This window comes from Marinobacter sp., from assembly GCF_033722735.1.
GTDB lineage: Bacteria > Pseudomonadota > Gammaproteobacteria > Pseudomonadales > Oleiphilaceae > Marinobacter.
Genome location: NZ_JAWVYN010000018.1, coordinates 33,371 through 48,767 on the forward strand (window position 1 = coordinate 33,371; position 15,397 = coordinate 48,767).

General features: G+C 60.5%; 14 protein-coding genes. 10 read left to right on the forward strand and 4 right to left on the reverse strand.

The window, feature by feature from the left end; translation table 11 throughout:
- Nucleotides 1-8 precede the first annotated feature (8 nt).
- Together R3175_RS13460 and R3175_RS13465 are read left to right on the forward strand one after the other, a co-directional pair.
- The gene (locus tag R3175_RS13460) at nt 9-1,337 is read left to right on the forward strand and encodes a PilZ domain-containing protein (protein ID WP_318944837.1); all 1,329 of its coding nucleotides are present in this window, start codon (nt 9-11) and stop codon (nt 1,335-1,337) included.
- Between the two features lie 11 nt (nt 1,338-1,348).
- A complete protein-coding gene (locus R3175_RS13465; protein ID WP_318944838.1) occupies nt 1,349-3,913 on the forward strand; it encodes an EAL domain-containing protein in 2,565 nt (854 codons plus the stop codon).
- A 29-nt stretch (nt 3,914-3,942) separates the two neighbouring features.
- Here R3175_RS13465 and R3175_RS13470 read toward each other — a convergent pair whose 3' ends face one another.
- On the reverse strand, nt 3,943-4,569 hold the full coding sequence (locus R3175_RS13470; protein WP_318944839.1) for an NAD(P)H-dependent oxidoreductase: 627 nt from the start codon (nt 4,567-4,569) through the stop codon (nt 3,943-3,945).
- A 148-nt stretch (nt 4,570-4,717) separates the two neighbouring features.
- Nucleotides 4,718-5,614, reverse strand: coding sequence for a LysR family transcriptional regulator (locus R3175_RS13475; RefSeq protein WP_318944840.1), 897 nt, complete (start codon nt 5,612-5,614; stop codon nt 4,718-4,720).
- Between the two features lie 123 nt (nt 5,615-5,737).
- Between R3175_RS13475 and R3175_RS13480 the strand changes: the two genes are divergently transcribed.
- Nucleotides 5,738-6,655 (forward strand): DMT family transporter, encoded by a 918-nt coding sequence (locus R3175_RS13480; RefSeq protein ID WP_318944841.1) that lies wholly within the window; start codon nt 5,738-5,740, stop codon nt 6,653-6,655.
- Nucleotides 6,656-6,685: 30 nt separating this feature from the next.
- Here R3175_RS13480 and R3175_RS13485 read toward each other — a convergent pair whose 3' ends face one another.
- Complete coding sequence (locus R3175_RS13485; RefSeq protein WP_318944842.1) at nt 6,686-7,237, reverse strand: TetR/AcrR family transcriptional regulator; 552 nt, start codon at nt 7,235-7,237, stop codon at nt 6,686-6,688.
- A 150-nt stretch (nt 7,238-7,387) separates the two neighbouring features.
- Here R3175_RS13485 and R3175_RS13490 point away from each other — a divergent pair, with 150 nt between their 5' ends.
- From R3175_RS13490 to R3175_RS13505, 4 genes are all read left to right on the forward strand, one after another.
- Nucleotides 7,388-8,281, forward strand: a complete 894-nt coding sequence (locus R3175_RS13490) for a hypothetical protein (protein ID WP_318944843.1) — start codon at nt 7,388-7,390, stop codon at nt 8,279-8,281.
- Between the two features lie 295 nt (nt 8,282-8,576).
- Nucleotides 8,577-8,996 carry a MarR family winged helix-turn-helix transcriptional regulator gene (locus tag R3175_RS13495; RefSeq protein WP_318944844.1) on the forward strand — a complete coding sequence of 140 codons (420 nt, stop codon included), beginning with the start codon at nt 8,577-8,579 and terminating at the stop codon, nt 8,994-8,996.
- A 64-nt stretch (nt 8,997-9,060) separates the two neighbouring features.
- The gene (locus tag R3175_RS13500) at nt 9,061-9,942 is read left to right on the forward strand and encodes an alpha/beta hydrolase (protein ID WP_318944845.1); all 882 of its coding nucleotides are present in this window, start codon (nt 9,061-9,063) and stop codon (nt 9,940-9,942) included.
- 282 nt (nt 9,943-10,224) lie between these two features.
- Nucleotides 10,225-10,431 carry a cold-shock protein gene (locus R3175_RS13505; protein WP_318944846.1) on the forward strand — a complete coding sequence of 69 codons (207 nt, stop codon included), beginning with the start codon at nt 10,225-10,227 and terminating at the stop codon, nt 10,429-10,431.
- Between the two features lie 140 nt (nt 10,432-10,571).
- Here the strand turns inward: R3175_RS13505 and R3175_RS13510 are convergent, their stop codons facing one another.
- Nucleotides 10,572-11,675, reverse strand: coding sequence for a histone deacetylase (locus tag R3175_RS13510; protein ID WP_318944847.1), 1,104 nt, complete (start codon nt 11,673-11,675; stop codon nt 10,572-10,574).
- 446 nt (nt 11,676-12,121) lie between these two features.
- Here R3175_RS13510 and R3175_RS13515 point away from each other — a divergent pair, with 446 nt between their 5' ends.
- From R3175_RS13515 to R3175_RS13525, 3 genes are all read left to right on the forward strand, one after another.
- The gene (locus tag R3175_RS13515; protein WP_318944848.1) at nt 12,122-12,493 is read left to right on the forward strand and encodes a VOC family protein; all 372 of its coding nucleotides are present in this window, start codon (nt 12,122-12,124) and stop codon (nt 12,491-12,493) included.
- A 232-nt stretch (nt 12,494-12,725) separates the two neighbouring features.
- Nucleotides 12,726-13,742: a GGDEF domain-containing protein gene (locus R3175_RS13520; RefSeq protein WP_318944849.1), complete on the forward strand. Its 1,017-nt coding sequence runs from the start codon at nt 12,726-12,728 to the stop codon at nt 13,740-13,742.
- Nucleotides 13,743-14,063: 321 nt separating this feature from the next.
- On the forward strand, nt 14,064-15,371 hold the full coding sequence (locus tag R3175_RS13525) for a hypothetical protein (protein WP_318944850.1): 1,308 nt from the start codon (nt 14,064-14,066) through the stop codon (nt 15,369-15,371).
- The last annotated feature ends 26 nt before the right edge of the window (nt 15,372-15,397 follow it).

Here is a 15,397-nt window from a genome sequence, read left to right on the forward strand (position 1 = left end):
GGCCCGCCATGAGAAGGATGCATGGGGAGTATCGCCGGCATTTGCGATCCGGAATCCGCATTCCGGTCGCACTGAATTTCGCCAACCACACCGTGGAAACCAGCACGCTGGACATTTCGGCCAGCGGCTTGCGTCTGAAAAGGCCGGAACGGGTGTACATCCGCCCCGGTGAGGTCATTGACGTCGATTTTCGTGACAAGGCCGGGCTGAAGGTCGCCGCAACGGTGGCACACACCGGCAAGTCGCATATCGGCCTGCAGTTCTACCGCACCCGCTTTTCCGAGTACGAACTGCAGGAACTCTACGACGTAGCCCCCTCCTGGCAACGCCTGACCGCCAGAAGCAAACGCCTGCTATGGACACACAGCCGCCGCATGGCGGTGCTGTTGGCCAACACCTTCCTGCGTTCGCTGGTGCATGCCCTGAGCCGGCCCCATTTCCTGTTTGCGGTGTACGGTAACAAGCAGCAGGTGGCGGCCTACTTCACGCCCCGAATGGCGCGGCGGCTGCCACCCAACCTGGTGCTGGGCTTCATTCGCCAGCAGGACAAGCGGGGCCTGCTGGTGGCGTCCCAGTTCCTGGAGCATAAGTTACAGGAAGATCCCGAAAAGGTTCGGCTCTATCTGGATCGCCTGCAACGGGACTATCCCGATGCGCAACGGATTGCCCTGGTCGGCCGGCTGCCCAATTTCGTCCAGAAAGCGGGCATCGACATTCGCGGCCCCCTGGTCGAAGGCAGCCTGGGCACCCGTTACATGATCTGGGACGTCGCACGGCAAATGCTTGAGCGCCCCCAGTACTGCCAGCAGACCAGCATTGTCGTGCTGGGAGGAGCCGGACGAATAGGCAATGCGGTGTGCCAGGATCTCACCGCTCTCTTCGAGAGGGTGGTCGCCATCGATCCGCGCTACGAGCAAGACAGGAAATTCGCCACCGACCAGGGCACGATACTGCAAACCGCCAACCTGGCCCATCTGCAGGACGAAAGGGTTTTCATCGCGTTAACCCACCATGGCGATGTGGTGCTGGATTTCTACCAGCAGATCGCGCCGGGCGCCTTGATTGCCGACGATACCCATCCCTGCATCAGCCTGAAGGTCCGGGAGCGCCTGCAGGAACGGCAGATCGCCGTGGAAAAAGTGGTGCTCGCCCATGAAGAGTTCCTGATGTGGCCACGCATGCCGGCCTGGAACAACCGGGATATACCCGGCTGCCTGGTCGAGGCCCTGGTGCTGTTACGCCGGCCAGATGTGGGAGCGGGCGACTTTGCCGCCTTTTGTAACGAGGCGGAGTTTCTCGGGTTTGCTGGCCGCCTGGTCAGGCCCCTGGACGAATAGGACAAACCGGAATGTCCACGATGAAACTCAACCTATGGGCAGTTGGGGTGGCAGTGATCTCACTGCTGTACGCCGGTACCGTCGGTGCTGAGGAAACGACGGTTCAGGGGGACGCGGGTCATTACACCTTGAACGACCGCATCGAGTACCTGCTGGACGGGGACCAAACGCTCGAGCAGGTGTTCCGCCAGGAGCCATGGCAGAGAAAACACGACGACAGCGTACTGAACCTGGGGTTCACCGATCAGACCGTCTGGGTCAGGACATCCCTGCGAATTCCAGCCTCCCTGCGCCAGCGTTGGTACCTGGTCATTCCCTATCCGCTGCTGGAAGAGGTGGATCTGTTCACACTCCGTGACGGCCGCTTGCCGGTTATCGATCGCACCAGTCGTCGGCAGGCTGAACGTCAGCGGCAGCAGGCCCACAGCTACCAGGTAGCCCTTCCCCTGCCGCCGGGTTTGAGCGGCCGGTTGGAATTGGTCCTGCGGGCGCGATCCGCCACCTCGCTGCAGGTGCCGGTGGAGCTGTGGCGCGAGGATCACCTACTGAACCGTTTTGCCCGGGAAAGTCTGTATTGGGGCATTTACTTTGGCATCCTGTGCGCCCTGGTGATCTACAACCTGTTCCTGTTTGTCTCCATCCGGGATTCGGCTTACGGCTATTACGTGCTGTACATCGGCTCCATGAGCCTGCTGATGCTCTGCATCTCCGGCGTCGGTAGCGCCTGGCTGTGGGCCGGGGAACCGCTGCTCACCCGCTACGCCCTGCCCATCAGCACCGGGCTGGTGTCCCTGTGTGCCTTGATGTTCGCCCGCAGCTTCCTGAAATGGCGTGAGATATCCGCTCACTGGGACCGGGGCATGAGGACCGCCGCCGGCCTCGCCGTATTACTGATTATCTACACCTGGCTCGATCCCATCCACGGGGCGCTGTTCGCCGGGCTGCTGGGCACCCTGGTGATCGTACTGCTCATTGCCGTGGGGGTTGCGGGCCTGCGAGCCGGCATCGCCATTGCCCGTTACTTTGTGCTGGCCTGGACCACCTTTGCCCTGGGGGCCTCCCTGTATCTGCTCAGTGTCTTCGATCTTCTGCCGGTGAACCTCCTCACCAACCATGCCATGCAGGTTGGCTCCGCCACGGAGGCGTTGCTCTTGTCTTTTGCCCTGGCCCATCGCATCAAGGACGAACGGGCCCGCAAGCTGGCCGCGCTGGAACGACAACAACAGGCCGAGCGGCAGGTCCGGGATCTGGAACTGCAATCCCTGGAGCAGGCCATGCACGATTCCACCACCCGGATGCCCAATACCTCCCTGCTCAACCAGCAACTGCAGACGGTGATGGGCCAGGACAAGCGGGTGGCGCTGGCCCTTGCCCACTATCCCCAGGTCAAGGAAATTGCATCCAGCATGGGCCACAGCCTGGCAGAAGACATGTTCTGTCAGTTGATGAAGAAGCTCAACGAGACACTGGCGGGACTGACCGGGGCAATCTGCCTGGAACACCGGCAACCGGCCTTTCTGGCCATTCCGGAATTCGGTTCGGCGGCGTTTCTGATCGACCTCGACCGGCTGGCAGGCTCGCTGGAGCCCACCGTCGAACAGGTGGTGGGACACCACGAGGTCTCGATTCACGCCGTCAGGCTGCCGGTGTTGATGAACCTGCACTGCGGTGTGGCGGTTGCCCCTGAGCACGGCGACAGCCCGGAGATTCTCTACCAACACGCCTTGGCTGCACGGGACCGCAGCGAATCCAGCAAGGTCCCGGTGCAGGTCTATCACCAGGGCATCTCCGATTTCGCGCGGCGCCGGCTGGATCTGATGACGGCCTTGCCACCGGCCATCGAGGCCGGGGAGCTGTCGCTGTACCTGCAACCGCAAATGAACAGCGCCCACCGGGAGCTGGTGGGGGCGGAGATGCTGTTGCGGTGGCACAGCCCGCGTTTTGGGGTGGTGCCCACCTGGGAAGTGGTCGAGATTGCCGAAAATGCCGGGCTGATGGACCTGCTATCCCGCCATGTCGTGGCCCAGGCCTGGAAAACCATGCAGACCCTGCAGGACCGGAACCTGGAGATTACCTGCAGCATCAACCTGTCGGTACAGAACCTGACCAACAGTCAATTCGTGCCCTTCGCACTGGCCGGCATCAGGGAGCACGCCATCCCCATGAACCGCGTCATCTTTGAAGTCACGGAAACCTCCATGATGCACAGCATGGAGCAGGTGATCGGGTCGCTGCTGCTCATCGCCGACAGCGGCTGCCGGATCGCCCTGGATGACTTTGGCACAGGCTACTCCTCCCTGGCCTACCTGAGCCGCCTGCCCATTCACGAACTGAAAATCGATCGCTGTTTCATCAGTCAGATGAGTGTCAACCGCAACGACCTGGGGATTGTACAAAACACCCTGAAACTGGCCCGCACCCTCAATCTGGAGGCCGTGGCCGAAGGCGTGGAGGACCACGCCACCATGGAGTTGTTGCAAAAGCTGGGCTGTCACCGGATGCAGGGCTACCTGTTTGCCAGGCCGATGCCGGTGGAACGATTCTGCGAATGGGCCGTGGAACGCTGCCTTAGCTGAGGGGCAAAACACCCCATTGCCCGTCCCCGCTACATCCTGATCACCATGTCCCGGTCATCAAAGCGAACTTTCGTCAGCCGGGCATGCTCGTCGGCCGGGCTACGATAACCGAGGGCCACAATGGCCGAGGTCTCCAGCCCCAGCTCCGCCAACCCCAGAACCTCATCGTAGGCCGGGCGATCGAAACCGGTCATCGGGCAACTGTCGATGCGGAGCAAAGCAGCCGACGTCAACAGAGTCCCAAGCGCGATGTACGCTTGCTGATGGGCCCACTCCCGCTTCTCCCGGCTCGTTTTCCGGGCCAGGGCGTCCTTCATGTGGCGGGCGTAGCCAGCAATATCCCCGTAAGGAATACCCCGGACCTTCATCACCTGCTCGACGTAGCGATCGACCGTATGGTCGCCGATGTCGGTGTGGGCCGCGAGAACCACCAGGTGTGAACACTCCAGCACCTTCTGCTGCCCAAAGGAGTGGGCCAACAGAACCCGCCGCACCGCTTCGGACTCGATCACGATCAGTCGGTAAGGCTGTAAGCCATAGGACGACGCACTCTTGCGAGTCGCCTCGATCAGGGACTCAACCGATTGTTGGTCCAGGGTTTCCGGTGAGAATGCCCGGACGGCGTATCGCCAATCCAGTGCCGCGTGTAATTCCATCGTCCGCCTCCTTCAGGCCGGTTCCAGTGTGTGGGAGAGGCCACTCTATGAAACCACCGGACCCGGTTAAACGGACAAAACAGAACGAGATAATTTCCCAGTTGGAAATAATGCGCTGGCGAACCGACCGACGAGGCGTCCGTGATTGCTACTCCCAATAGGGCTGGTCGCCAAGGTGCTGGTCCAGGTGCTCCACCAGCAGTTGGACCTTGGTGGGCTGCCTGCGCCCGGGCGGGAACAGCGCGAATATGGTGTAGCCCTTCGGCGGGTAAGCCTCCAGCAGCGGAACCAGGGTTTCGGCCTCGATATCCCGCTGTACCAGGAACCACGGCAGCAGGCCCACCCCCAGGCCCCGCAACAGGCTTTGTCGGATCGACAGGCTGCTGTCGGTGCGGAGGTTGCCTCGCACCGTGACCGCCTCATCACCCAGCTGCCAAACGTTGGGCCGATCATGCAGGGTAAAGAGCAGGCAGTTATGAGCAGCGAGATCGGCCGGCGAACGGATTTCCGGTGCGTTCGTCAGATACGAGGGCGAGGCGCAAACAACGTTTCTGGACTGCCGCAGCGCTTTGGCCCGCAGGCTGGAATCGGCAAGCTCACTGCGGACCCGAATCGCAACATCGACGCCCTGCTCCACCAGGTCAACCATGCGATCACAGAGCTGCAGGTCGATGTCGATGAGTGGGTAACGTTCCAGGAAGCTGTCGATGGCCTCGGTAATGTGAGTCAGACCGAATGACATCGGCGCATTGAGCCGAATCGTCCCCCGGGGCTCCGCCTGGAACCCCCGAGCCTCCAGCTCAGCCTCTTCCAGGTCGTCCAGCAGGGCCTGGGTTCGTTTGAGAAAGGCCAGGCCGGCGTCGGTCAGGTTCATCCGGCGCGTGGTCCGGTTAATCAGCCGGGTATCGATGTCCTGTTCCAGAAAGGCAATGTGCTTGCTGACCGTTGCCGCGGTGATGTCCAGGTCATCCGCTGCCCGGGTAAAGCTTCCCAGCTCCGCAACACGCCGAAAGACCTTCATGGCAATTAACTTGTCCGTGGCCATCCGCCCTCCAATAGTTTCCAATTTGGAACAAGTATTATTCGGCCTTCTCCAATTATCAATCCAATGAAGTCCTGCACACTCATCGTCAGCCTTCGTTCATTCACACTTGGGAGCACGCAGACGATGACGGCTTTGATCCAGCGATTGCCCCCCCCACCCCTCGGGGTTGTCTGGGGCTTACTTCTGATAAACGGATTGCTGATTGCCCTGATGCTGGCGCTGTCGAAAGTGGCAACGGCCCAGGGCATGCCCGCCACCACCTACGCCTTCTGGCAGACCCTCATTGCCGGCCTGATTCTGTTGGTGCGAGCAGTGCCGATCAGGGCCATGGTCGAGAAGCGCCTGATGGTCTACTTCTTCATCAGCGGCTTAACCGGTATTGCAATCCCCAACGTGACGGCGTTTTACCTGGTTGCCAAACTGGGCACCGGCTTCACCGGCATCATGTATGCCTTGCCGCCCATTTTCACCTTCCTGATGGCGACCTCCATGGGGCTGGAACAACGCAATTGGCGCAGGTTGTCCGGACTGTCGATTGCCGTGCTGGCCTGTGGCTGGATCATCCTCCAGCGCCACGCCAACATGGGGCAGTCGGAACCGCTCTGGTATGCCCTGGGGCTGCTCATCCCGTCCATGCTGTCCGTTGGCAACATCTACCGCGCTGTCGCCTGGCCCAGCCGGGCCACCCCCATGACCCTGGCCGCCGGCACCCTGCTCGCGTCGGCCGCGGCACTGGCCCTGTTCGCCCAACTGACCGGCACCCCGCTGATCGCCCGCGACGCCAGCCCGAACCTGCTGACCATCCTCGCCGTCCAGGGCGTGCTGACGGCGCTGGCCTACTTGTGTGCCTTCGAGATCCAGAAGCGGGCCACCCCCGTGTTCTTCAGCCAGCTCGGCGCAGTGGCCGCGGTGTTCGGACTGATCATCGGCGTTGCCTGGTTCAAGGAGCAGTATTCGCTGACGATCTGGTTGGGGGTGCTGCTGGTGATTCTGGGGCTGAGGATGAGCAATCGCCAGCGGGCGGTGGACCAGTGTCCCTGAACACTGGTTCGTCGCTTGTGTTCGGGGACACTAATCCATCAGCGCGCGGATGCTGGACAGCGTCAGCTTCGCATAGAGCTGGGCCATCTCGGCCTCCGGTGGCTGGAAATCCCGTTCCACCCACGTCTTGAGCAACAGGAAAGAACCGCCGGCCCAGAACTCAATCAGGTAGGCCAGCTGTTCCGGCGACAGGTTGAACCCGCGGTTCTCCCGCACCACACGCCCAACGATCCGGGCCAGGTAACTGCGGAAGCGACTCTGGAGAATGGCCTGTACCGAGTCCTGGGTCAGCACGCGGCTGAACGCCTTCTCTCCGGAGAAGGTCGCGAACATACGCTCGGCAGCCCCCTCATCCAGCAGGTCGGCATGGGCCAGCGCCTCTTCGATCTCGGCGAAAAAGCCCTCAAACATCTCATCGATGTAGTCCAGCAAGAGCTCGTCCCGGGATTTGAAATGCAGATAGAACGTTGCCCGGGCGATGCCCGCCTGGGCCACCAGATCCTTCACCTGGATCTCGGCGAACGGCCGTTGGGCCAACAGCTCCAGCAGGGCCTGGCGGATCCCCTGTTTGGTCGATTTCATGCGCTCTCCCTGGCAGGCGGTTGGCGATAGTTGGACATAATTGGCTTGGTGTCCATAAATGGACATGTCACCGCCTGTGTCGATGGCACCGACATGGCTACGCTTCATAATAGACACGTGTCTATTTGACCGCCAAGGGAGGCCCCACCGATGCCGCCGATGGAGCAGGCCACGAGCACCGACACCGGATTTGACGAAGCCCGATTCGGGCGTTACCGCCGGATTGCCGATCACGATTTCCCGCTGGAATTCCTCATCGCCGGCGAACTGGCCCAATTCCAGACCTACGCCATTCCCTCCATCTCCCGACTGCTGCATCGAACCGCCCAGTACGAACAGGATGGCCTCAAGCGTCTGGACGATACCCGCGCCACCATGACCGTCATCTTCAGCAATCCGGAGGGCAGTGCCAAACGGCAGGCGATGATCCAGCACCTCAACTGGATTCACGGCCATTACACCATCTCCAACGAAGACAGCCTGTACACCCTGCTGCGGCTGTTCCTGAACCCCGTTGAGTGGATCCAGCGCTGGGGCTGGCGGGCGCTGTCGCAAGAGGAGCTGGATTTGCTGGTGGCGGAGCTGGTCAGCGTTGGCAAGGCGATGAATATCCAATTCCAGGACGAGACCTTCGAGGGGCTCAATCGCTGGCAGCAGGCCTACCGGGCTGAACGGGAACACTACCACCCCGACAACCAAGCGGTCGCGCTGGGCACCATCCATGGACTCAAGGCGTATTTTCCGCGCTGGCTGCGACCACTGGTGCCGACATTGGTCAGTGCACTGCTGGAAGACAAAGACCTGCTCCGGCATCTGGGGCTGACACCGGCTTCCCGGTTTCAGCAGGCCACTGTGAGCTCTCTGCTCGGACTGTGGCGATGGGGCAGCAAGGTGTATCGCCCCTGGGAACGCCGACCCTTCTCCGAGGGCTGGCTGGCCAATCGCTATCCGAGTTATCAAGACAACCGTCTGAGCCTCTGCCAACTGGGGCCCCGCAAGCTGGTCCGTCGACGCAACGCCCGCTCCGGTTGTCCTTTCCGCTGACCGTTGGCTATGGGATAGGGACCATCTGCGTGCCCCTGGTTGGGGGTAGATCGATCACTGGAAAGCGAGAACATCGATCTGACCCGCTCGCTTGTGCCGTTCGCTACTAAAACCGCTCGGGTTACGGGGTCATATCCTCATAGCTGCCATGGTTCAGGCACAGCGTCTCACCGGGGGATCATCGATGCCGTCATTGTCGTCTGGTCCTTGGGGGCCGACGGCTGGACAAAGTGATTGCAGCACAGGCATTCTTGCCATATATTTGACTACTCAAGCATAAATCAAGGACTTCAGTATGTCTCTTTCCCAGAACGCCAGCGGCCTAATCAAGCTGGCGAACTTCCAGGCCAAGCTCCTCAAAAAGCAGGACCAGTGGCTGGCGGGCCACGGCATCAGTTTCAAGGAATTCACCATCATGTTGCATCTGCGCCAGTCGCCGACCCGGAACATGCGCCGCGTCGATCTCGCAGAAGCGGTGGGGCTCAGCGCGTCCGGTATTACTCGGCTCCTCAACCCAATGCAGAAGATTGGGCTGGTCGACAAGGAGGAAAGCGCCCGCGACGCCCGCGTGAGCCTGGTTCGGCTGACGGAAGCCGGCGAGGCCCTGCTCGCGGACGCAGAGCACTCTTTCAATGAGCGCACCGAAGCTTTCATGGGACTTCTGACGGAGGGCCAGCGAGCCGCCCTCAATGAGCTGTCAGCGACACGGATCTAGCACATTGTGTCGGGCTCCACCGGGTCAGCGGTCCGCCTACACCACACTTGCAAGGATGTATGGAATGAGCAGATTGAACCATCGACAGGCGCTGATCGACCGTATGGGCGTATCGGTAACACAGGCACAGATCATGGCGGGCCCGGTGAACACGGCTTACCTGCGCGCCGGCCATCCTGATCAGAGACCACCCGTGGTGTGCCTGCACGGCGCCGGTGCCGGCGCTGTGACCTGGTATCCGACACTCGGAGCGCTTTCTAGGCGCTTCCAGGTCATTGCTCCGGACATCGTCGGCTACGGTGAGTCCGATAAGCCTGACGCTGCCTATGACCGCTCCTACTTCTCGGCCTGGCTAAGGGATTTGCTAACGGCGCTGGACATCCACAAAGCGCATCTCGTAGGCCTGTCCCAGGGCGGAGCCATTGCCCTCCAGTTTGCCCTGGACAACCCCGGGATGGTCGACAAACTCGTCCTGGTGGACTCCGGCGCACTCGGCGCCCGACCGCCCCCAGGATCCTTTGCCGGAATGATCGGGCTCAACACCTTCCCATCCGCCCTGACAAACCGCTTCTTCTCCCGTTACTTGTTGTTCCACCCAAAGAACCGGGATCCGAACCACGGGCATTACTCCATTGAGGTCATTAAGGGAAAGGGCGGCAAAAAAGCGTTTCGGCAAGGCCGGGGTGCGGCGGTTGCGGCCATGCCCGAGGACTCACTTCGCCGGATTCAACACCAAACCCTGATTGTCTGGGGAGAGCAGGACCGGTTGTTTGCCATCAAACATGGAGAAGCAGCAGCGGCTATTATGCCCAACGCCCGATTGTGTCGGGTTCGGGATGCAGGGCATTTGCCGTTGATGGATAGGCCCGAGGATTTCAATAAGGCGGTGGTAACGTTTCTGAGCCGAAAGGAATCCAGCCAACAAGGATCGGAGGCATGGCTCTGAAATCGATCCGGCCACATTAACATTCACCGGGTGGGTGCCGCCCCGTGAGCAATGCGGGTAACTGCCTACAAAAAAAAGCGTGGCTATTTCCTGAACATTGACGTACAGTGGCCCTCGTAGGAAAGAGTTAGCAAAGCAGTTCACGAATAAGACGTTTCTAAAGTAGTAGTTCCCGTCCTGTTTTTGATTCCGCCTGTTTATTAGTTCCCGCACCCCCGTTGGCATAGCCCTCATAACGATGGGCACCGACACTTTTATCGATTGATTTCAGGATTTATATCTATGTCTACTACTACCGGTACCGTTAAGTTCTTCAACGAATCCAAAGGCTTTGGCTTCATCACCCGTGACGGCGGCGCTGATGTTTTCGTTCACTACAGTGCTATTCAAGGCGGCGGTTTCAAGACCCTGGCCGAAGGTCAGCAAGTCGAGTTCACCGTTACCCAGGGCCAGAAAGGTCCCCAGGCGGAGAACGTTGTCGCGCTGTAACAAGCCGGCATCACTCCCCAAAAGGCAGCTTCGGCTGCCTTTTTTCGTTTTACGGGGCTTGCCGTTTGCCTTCCGGGCCGGCCCTGGCACAACATTCCTTTGCGCCTTGGCCGGACAGCCCCCGCCCGGGTTGTCCCTGTTCATGTTTCGTCGTCGGTAAAGGCTGCGCGATGGAATTCCGCCGCCGCCGTCACTTCTCTCATACCGCTTTCCATTAACTCCGGAACATCGCCCCCGGCCAGTACTTCCAACACGGCACGAACTCCATGGGCCAGCGACGTCAGGCTGTAGCCACCTTCCAGCACCAGGGCCAGCCGGCCGTTGCAGTGCCTGTCCGCGATGCTCTGGACAATACTCGTGATCACCTTGAACCCGTTGTAGGTCAGGTTGAGGGCCATGTCATTGCGGTGTGGGTCGAACCCGGCGGAGACCAGCACCAGGTCGGGTTCAAAGTAGTCCGCCGCCGGCACCAGGATGTCCCGGAACGCCGCCTCGAACGCGATGTCGCCTGCCGTCTCCGGTAACGGCACATTAATGGTGTAGCCCTCGCCCAATCCAGCGCCCACCTCCTCCAGATGCCCCGTACCGGGGTAAAAGGGCGCGGCGCAGTGGGTGTCGAAGAAGAGCACGTCGGGGTCCGCCCAAAAGATGTCCTGGGTGCCATTGCCATGGTGTGCGTCCCAGTCAACGATCAACACACGCTCACAGCCCAGTTTTGCCCTGGCATGGGCCGCCGCCACCGCAACGTTGTTTAACAGGCAGAAGCCCCGTGCCCGAACCGGCTCCGCGTGATGCCCTGGCGGCCGCACGAGGGCAAAGGCGCTTTGCGTATCGCCGTTGACCACGCTCTCTACCGCAGCAATGGCGTTGCCCGCTGCGGCCGTGGCGGCCTCAATACTGTCTGGCGAGACCGCCGTGGTGTCCCTGTCCAGCCAGGCGCGCTTGCCCGCCAGCGAGAACAAATGGTCCAGGTAAGTGGTGGTATGAACCCGGCCCAGTTGGTCGTAGGTCGCACTGGCGCCGGATTTGAACTGAACACCCGCAACAGGGTGCTCATCCAAATGCTGCTTGATGGCAGCAAGCCGACCAGGGTGCTCGGGATAACTCCAGCGAAAGTCCAGATTCTGAAGAATCGCCCTGACGCGTTTTTCCACTCGACTGGGGATGAACGGCAAATCCACTTCGGGATTATGGCCCAGCATCAACTCGTCAAAGAAGACCGTTACAGAACGCTCACCAATCACTTCCCCCCTCCTCTTTTCATTGCCCTTCCGGCCGCCCTCGACAGGAAAGGCCAACGCTGCAAGAAGGCCGACAAACTGGGCCACACCGGCGTTCGTCGCCAGGCCTAGCAAGCAGCCCTGTGCTTAGAGCTGTTACAACCGTTGGTTTCAGTGTAGGTGGGATACGGCGTAGCTGCGATATTGTGCGCCCTGCTCCCAAACCTGGTTCATCCCTGAACCGGCGGACCTCCCAGTCCCCCGATGCGTCGCAGTGCATCGGCTCTGGGCGAGTGGCAGTTTTCACCTGCTATCTGTCAGTTACCACTCTCCTGCGCTACCAGGGAACCGTCTAACCTGACTTGGCAGCGACTGCAGGCGGGCTCTGAAGCGTCGTTGGATCGTCGACTAAGGATCTGCCGCCCAGCAATCGGACAGGCACTGACAGGCCAACTACAACGGGGAACAACATGATCGGATACGTGACCATTGGCGTGAGCGATATGGCGAAAGCCAAAACCTTCTATGCAGACTTGCTGAGCAACCTGGGTGCCAAGGTGCTGCTGGACATGGGACGCATCGCCTTTATCGGTAAAAGCATGGCGAATCCCATGCTGGCGGTATGCACCCCCTATGACGGCGGGACCCACCAGCCGGGCAACGGCAATATGGTGGCCCTCCAGGCGGGCTCCAAGGACCTGGTGGATTCCTTATACCAAAAAGCCATCGAACTGGGCGCCAGCTGTGAGGGAGAGCCGGGACAACGTATTCCCGATCAGTTTTACGGTGCCTACGTGCGCGATCCGGACGGCAACAAACTGGCCTTTTTCCAGTTCGGATAACCGGCCTACCGAATCCCAATGAAAGGGGAGCAGCTGGGTTCTTCACCAACGGCCCCCTTTTGTCCCCCTTCCAACGGAGCTTCATGAGTGTTGCCCATGCCAATGGGAATACGCCGTGCTGTTCACTATACTTGGGGTGATTACTCTCTCATTCGGATGGGGAACGCCTTTCTGCATCCGAAAAATACCGGCGCTTTGCTCCAGTACTAGTAGGCTGGGCAGAGGAGGCGATGTGGCCGATATCCTGGACATTGCCGTCAGTATCACACTCCGTCGCCACCACGATGATGTCCGCGAGAGCCTCATCAAGACCGTCTTCGAGCTTTTTTCAGTCAACGAATTGCACTTTTACTCCGTTTCCCAGGGGCATGAGCAGCTGACGCGAACGACCGTCGCCATAGGTCGATGCCGTGGTGATGCCTCAGGGCCCATGCAGGTGGACTCGACGGTCACCCGGGGCATTCTTGCCGAAGGCGCCCTGTTGACGAGCCTGCAGGAACACCGGCCAGTTCAGGAAGAGTTGCCCTGCGGCCAGATCCGGTTGTGCATTCCGGTGATCGTGAACGACATCGTTTCCGGCCTGATCGTTGTCTATCACGATCCGGATCTGGACGACAGCCGGAGCGCCCTGGCAGCGCTGGTGCGGCTGTACAGCAACTTCGTCGGCCTGATCCAGGAGAAGGATATGGACACACTAACCGGTGTCCTTAACCGCCGTGCCTTCGAATACCAGATCGGTCGCCTAATGGGACCTGAACTCGGCAACCCGAAGCTCAACCCGGACAACCAGGAGCCAATGCCATGGTGGCTAGTGCTGCTGGATGTGGACCACTTTAAGAGGGTGAACGACAGTTTTGGCCACTTGATCGGCGATGAAATCCTGATCCTGATTGCCAGGCTGATGAATGAACATTTCCGCACTGTCGACGAGATCTACCGTTATGGCGGTGAGGAGTTTGCAGTGCTGATCGGACCGTCGACACAGCACGGAGCGCGATCCGCTGTCGAAAGACTGAGGCTCGTGGTGGAACAGTACCCCTTCCCCCAAGTTGACCGGGTGACCATAAGCTGCGGCATGGTACCGCTGGATCACTACGACCACGTGTCGAACGTCATCGGGCGGGCAGACCAGGCGCTCTACTATGCCAAGAAACAGGGGCGCAATCGGGTTTATGAGTTTCGCGAACTGGTTGAGGCCGGCGTTGCCAAAGCGGGCCCCAATAACAGGAGTGATGCTGAGCCTTTCTAGTGTTCAGGGACACCGGGGCTCCTCTGAACAGGGGCAAACCGCCGCCATTCCACTGTTTAAAATTGTAAAACCCTTCTCCCCCGACCGCCCCCAGCCGCTCATCATCCCACCAGAACAACCGAAATAAACCCCATTAATATCAAGACCCTAGACGACAACTCCCGCCCAATCCCAGCGTAACGATTGATCTCAACATGTGTCCCTCGGTAAGCGTCAAAGACCTGACGAAATCCCGCCACCAAAGCTGGAACCAGACCACACCTAGCCGCAGCTTCCCGCTCTATGATCTACCCGAAATCATCAATTATTTGGTGCAAAACGATGGCATATTGCGACAGGAAATTGGCGAATCACGGTCTGTGGCTGCTACCGGTGGCGGTCTTGCTCGCGGGTTGCGGTTCGGGTGGATCCGGCAACGATGACAGTGCCGCGACACAGGCTCAGGGCACCACCGATGGGACCGTTGAGCTGGCAGGTGCCGCCATGAAAGGGGTGATCCAGCAGGGCCTGGTCACCGCCAACCGCCTGATTGCAGACAAGGACGGCCACTACGCTCCGCAGCGGCAGTCGACCAAACCGGTGCTGACCGCGGAAGATGGCAGCTACCAGCTGCAGTTGCGCGGGAAATCCGATGGCTGGGCCCTGGTGCAGCTTCAGGCAGACGCCAATACCCGGATGATCTGCGACGTCATGCCCCAGTGCGACCAGCCGGGGGCCGATCCCGTTGCCTTCGGCCAGCCGCTCGCACTGAACAGTGACTTTATCCTGAGCGGGGCCGGCGACCTGGCCAACGAAACCGTTCACCTGACCCCGCTGACCCACCTGGCGGTATCCCTGGCCGAACGCAGTACCGATGGCTTGTCCCCCGAAGCTCTGTCCACGGCTTATACCACGGTTGAGGACTGGTTTGGCCTGAATGCCGGTGCGCTGAGCCTGGCGCCGCCAGATCTAACCCGTCTCGATGAACTGAGCAATGTGTCTGCGGACGCCATGCAGGTCGCGATTGCCAACGCCGCCTTCCTGGCGCTGGTCAATGACAACCCGCAGTGGCAAGGCATTTCCGACGTACTGGCCGACATGACCGCCCAGGTAAGCGAGACTGGCCAGCTCAGCATGACCGGGGACGGTACCAACGTAGCCTTGGCGGACCTGTTGAGTGCCGCGGCCGTGCAAGCCTCCGAGCTGCAGGCGACGGTGGATTCGAGTGTGATCAACCAGAAGCTGGTCGTGGTCGAGCACCGTAACGTGCAGCACTTCGCAACCATTGACGACCTCTACCAGGACTCCGATACCGACGCCGGTGACACCACCAGCGACAGCGGCGATACCGGTTCATCCGGCGGCAGCACCGGCGACGCCGTGCCGGCCAACGCCGCCCTGCTCAGCTGGACCGCACCGCTGACCCGGGTGAACGGCGAGAGCCTCGCCATGGGTGAGATTGCAGGCTTTGAGGTGGTCTACGGCACCAGTGCGGAAAACCTGGACCAGAGCCTCGCCATTGGCGACGCCTCCGTGGATGAGCTGCTGGTGGAAGAACTCGGCGAGGGGACTTGGTACTTCGCCATGCGCACCCTCGACACCGACGGCAACCGAAGCGAGCTGTCGGAGGTGGTTTACAAACAGATTTGAGCCGAGCAAAGGACCTGACTGGCGGG

What these genes read in the sequence shown, in the direction of transcription:
- R3175_RS13490 (WP_318944843.1), top strand. Translation starts at nt 7,388, where the DNA reads ATGCCGCCGATGGAGCAGGCCACGAGCACCGACACCGGATTTGACGAA.
- R3175_RS13505 (WP_318944846.1), top strand. Translation starts at nt 10,225, where the DNA reads ATGTCTACTACTACCGGTACCGTTAAGTTCTTCAACGAATCCAAAGGC.
- R3175_RS13525 (WP_318944850.1), top strand. Translation starts at nt 14,064, where the DNA reads ATGGCATATTGCGACAGGAAATTGGCGAATCACGGTCTGTGGCTGCTA.
- R3175_RS13460 (WP_318944837.1), top strand. Translation starts at nt 9, where the DNA reads ATGAGAAGGATGCATGGGGAGTATCGCCGGCATTTGCGATCCGGAATC.
- R3175_RS13480 (WP_318944841.1), top strand. Translation starts at nt 5,738, where the DNA reads ATGACGGCTTTGATCCAGCGATTGCCCCCCCCACCCCTCGGGGTTGTC.
- R3175_RS13500 (WP_318944845.1), top strand. Translation starts at nt 9,061, where the DNA reads ATGAGCAGATTGAACCATCGACAGGCGCTGATCGACCGTATGGGCGTA.
- R3175_RS13465 (WP_318944838.1), top strand. Translation starts at nt 1,349, where the DNA reads ATGTCCACGATGAAACTCAACCTATGGGCAGTTGGGGTGGCAGTGATC.
- R3175_RS13485 (WP_318944842.1), bottom strand. Translation starts at nt 7,237, where the DNA reads ATGAAATCGACCAAACAGGGGATCCGCCAGGCCCTGCTGGAGCTGTTG.
- R3175_RS13470 (WP_318944839.1), bottom strand. Translation starts at nt 4,569, where the DNA reads ATGGAATTACACGCGGCACTGGATTGGCGATACGCCGTCCGGGCATTC.
- R3175_RS13495 (WP_318944844.1), top strand. Translation starts at nt 8,577, where the DNA reads ATGTCTCTTTCCCAGAACGCCAGCGGCCTAATCAAGCTGGCGAACTTC.
- R3175_RS13475 (WP_318944840.1), bottom strand. Translation starts at nt 5,614, where the DNA reads ATGGCCACGGACAAGTTAATTGCCATGAAGGTCTTTCGGCGTGTTGCG.
- R3175_RS13515 (WP_318944848.1), top strand. Translation starts at nt 12,122, where the DNA reads ATGATCGGATACGTGACCATTGGCGTGAGCGATATGGCGAAAGCCAAA.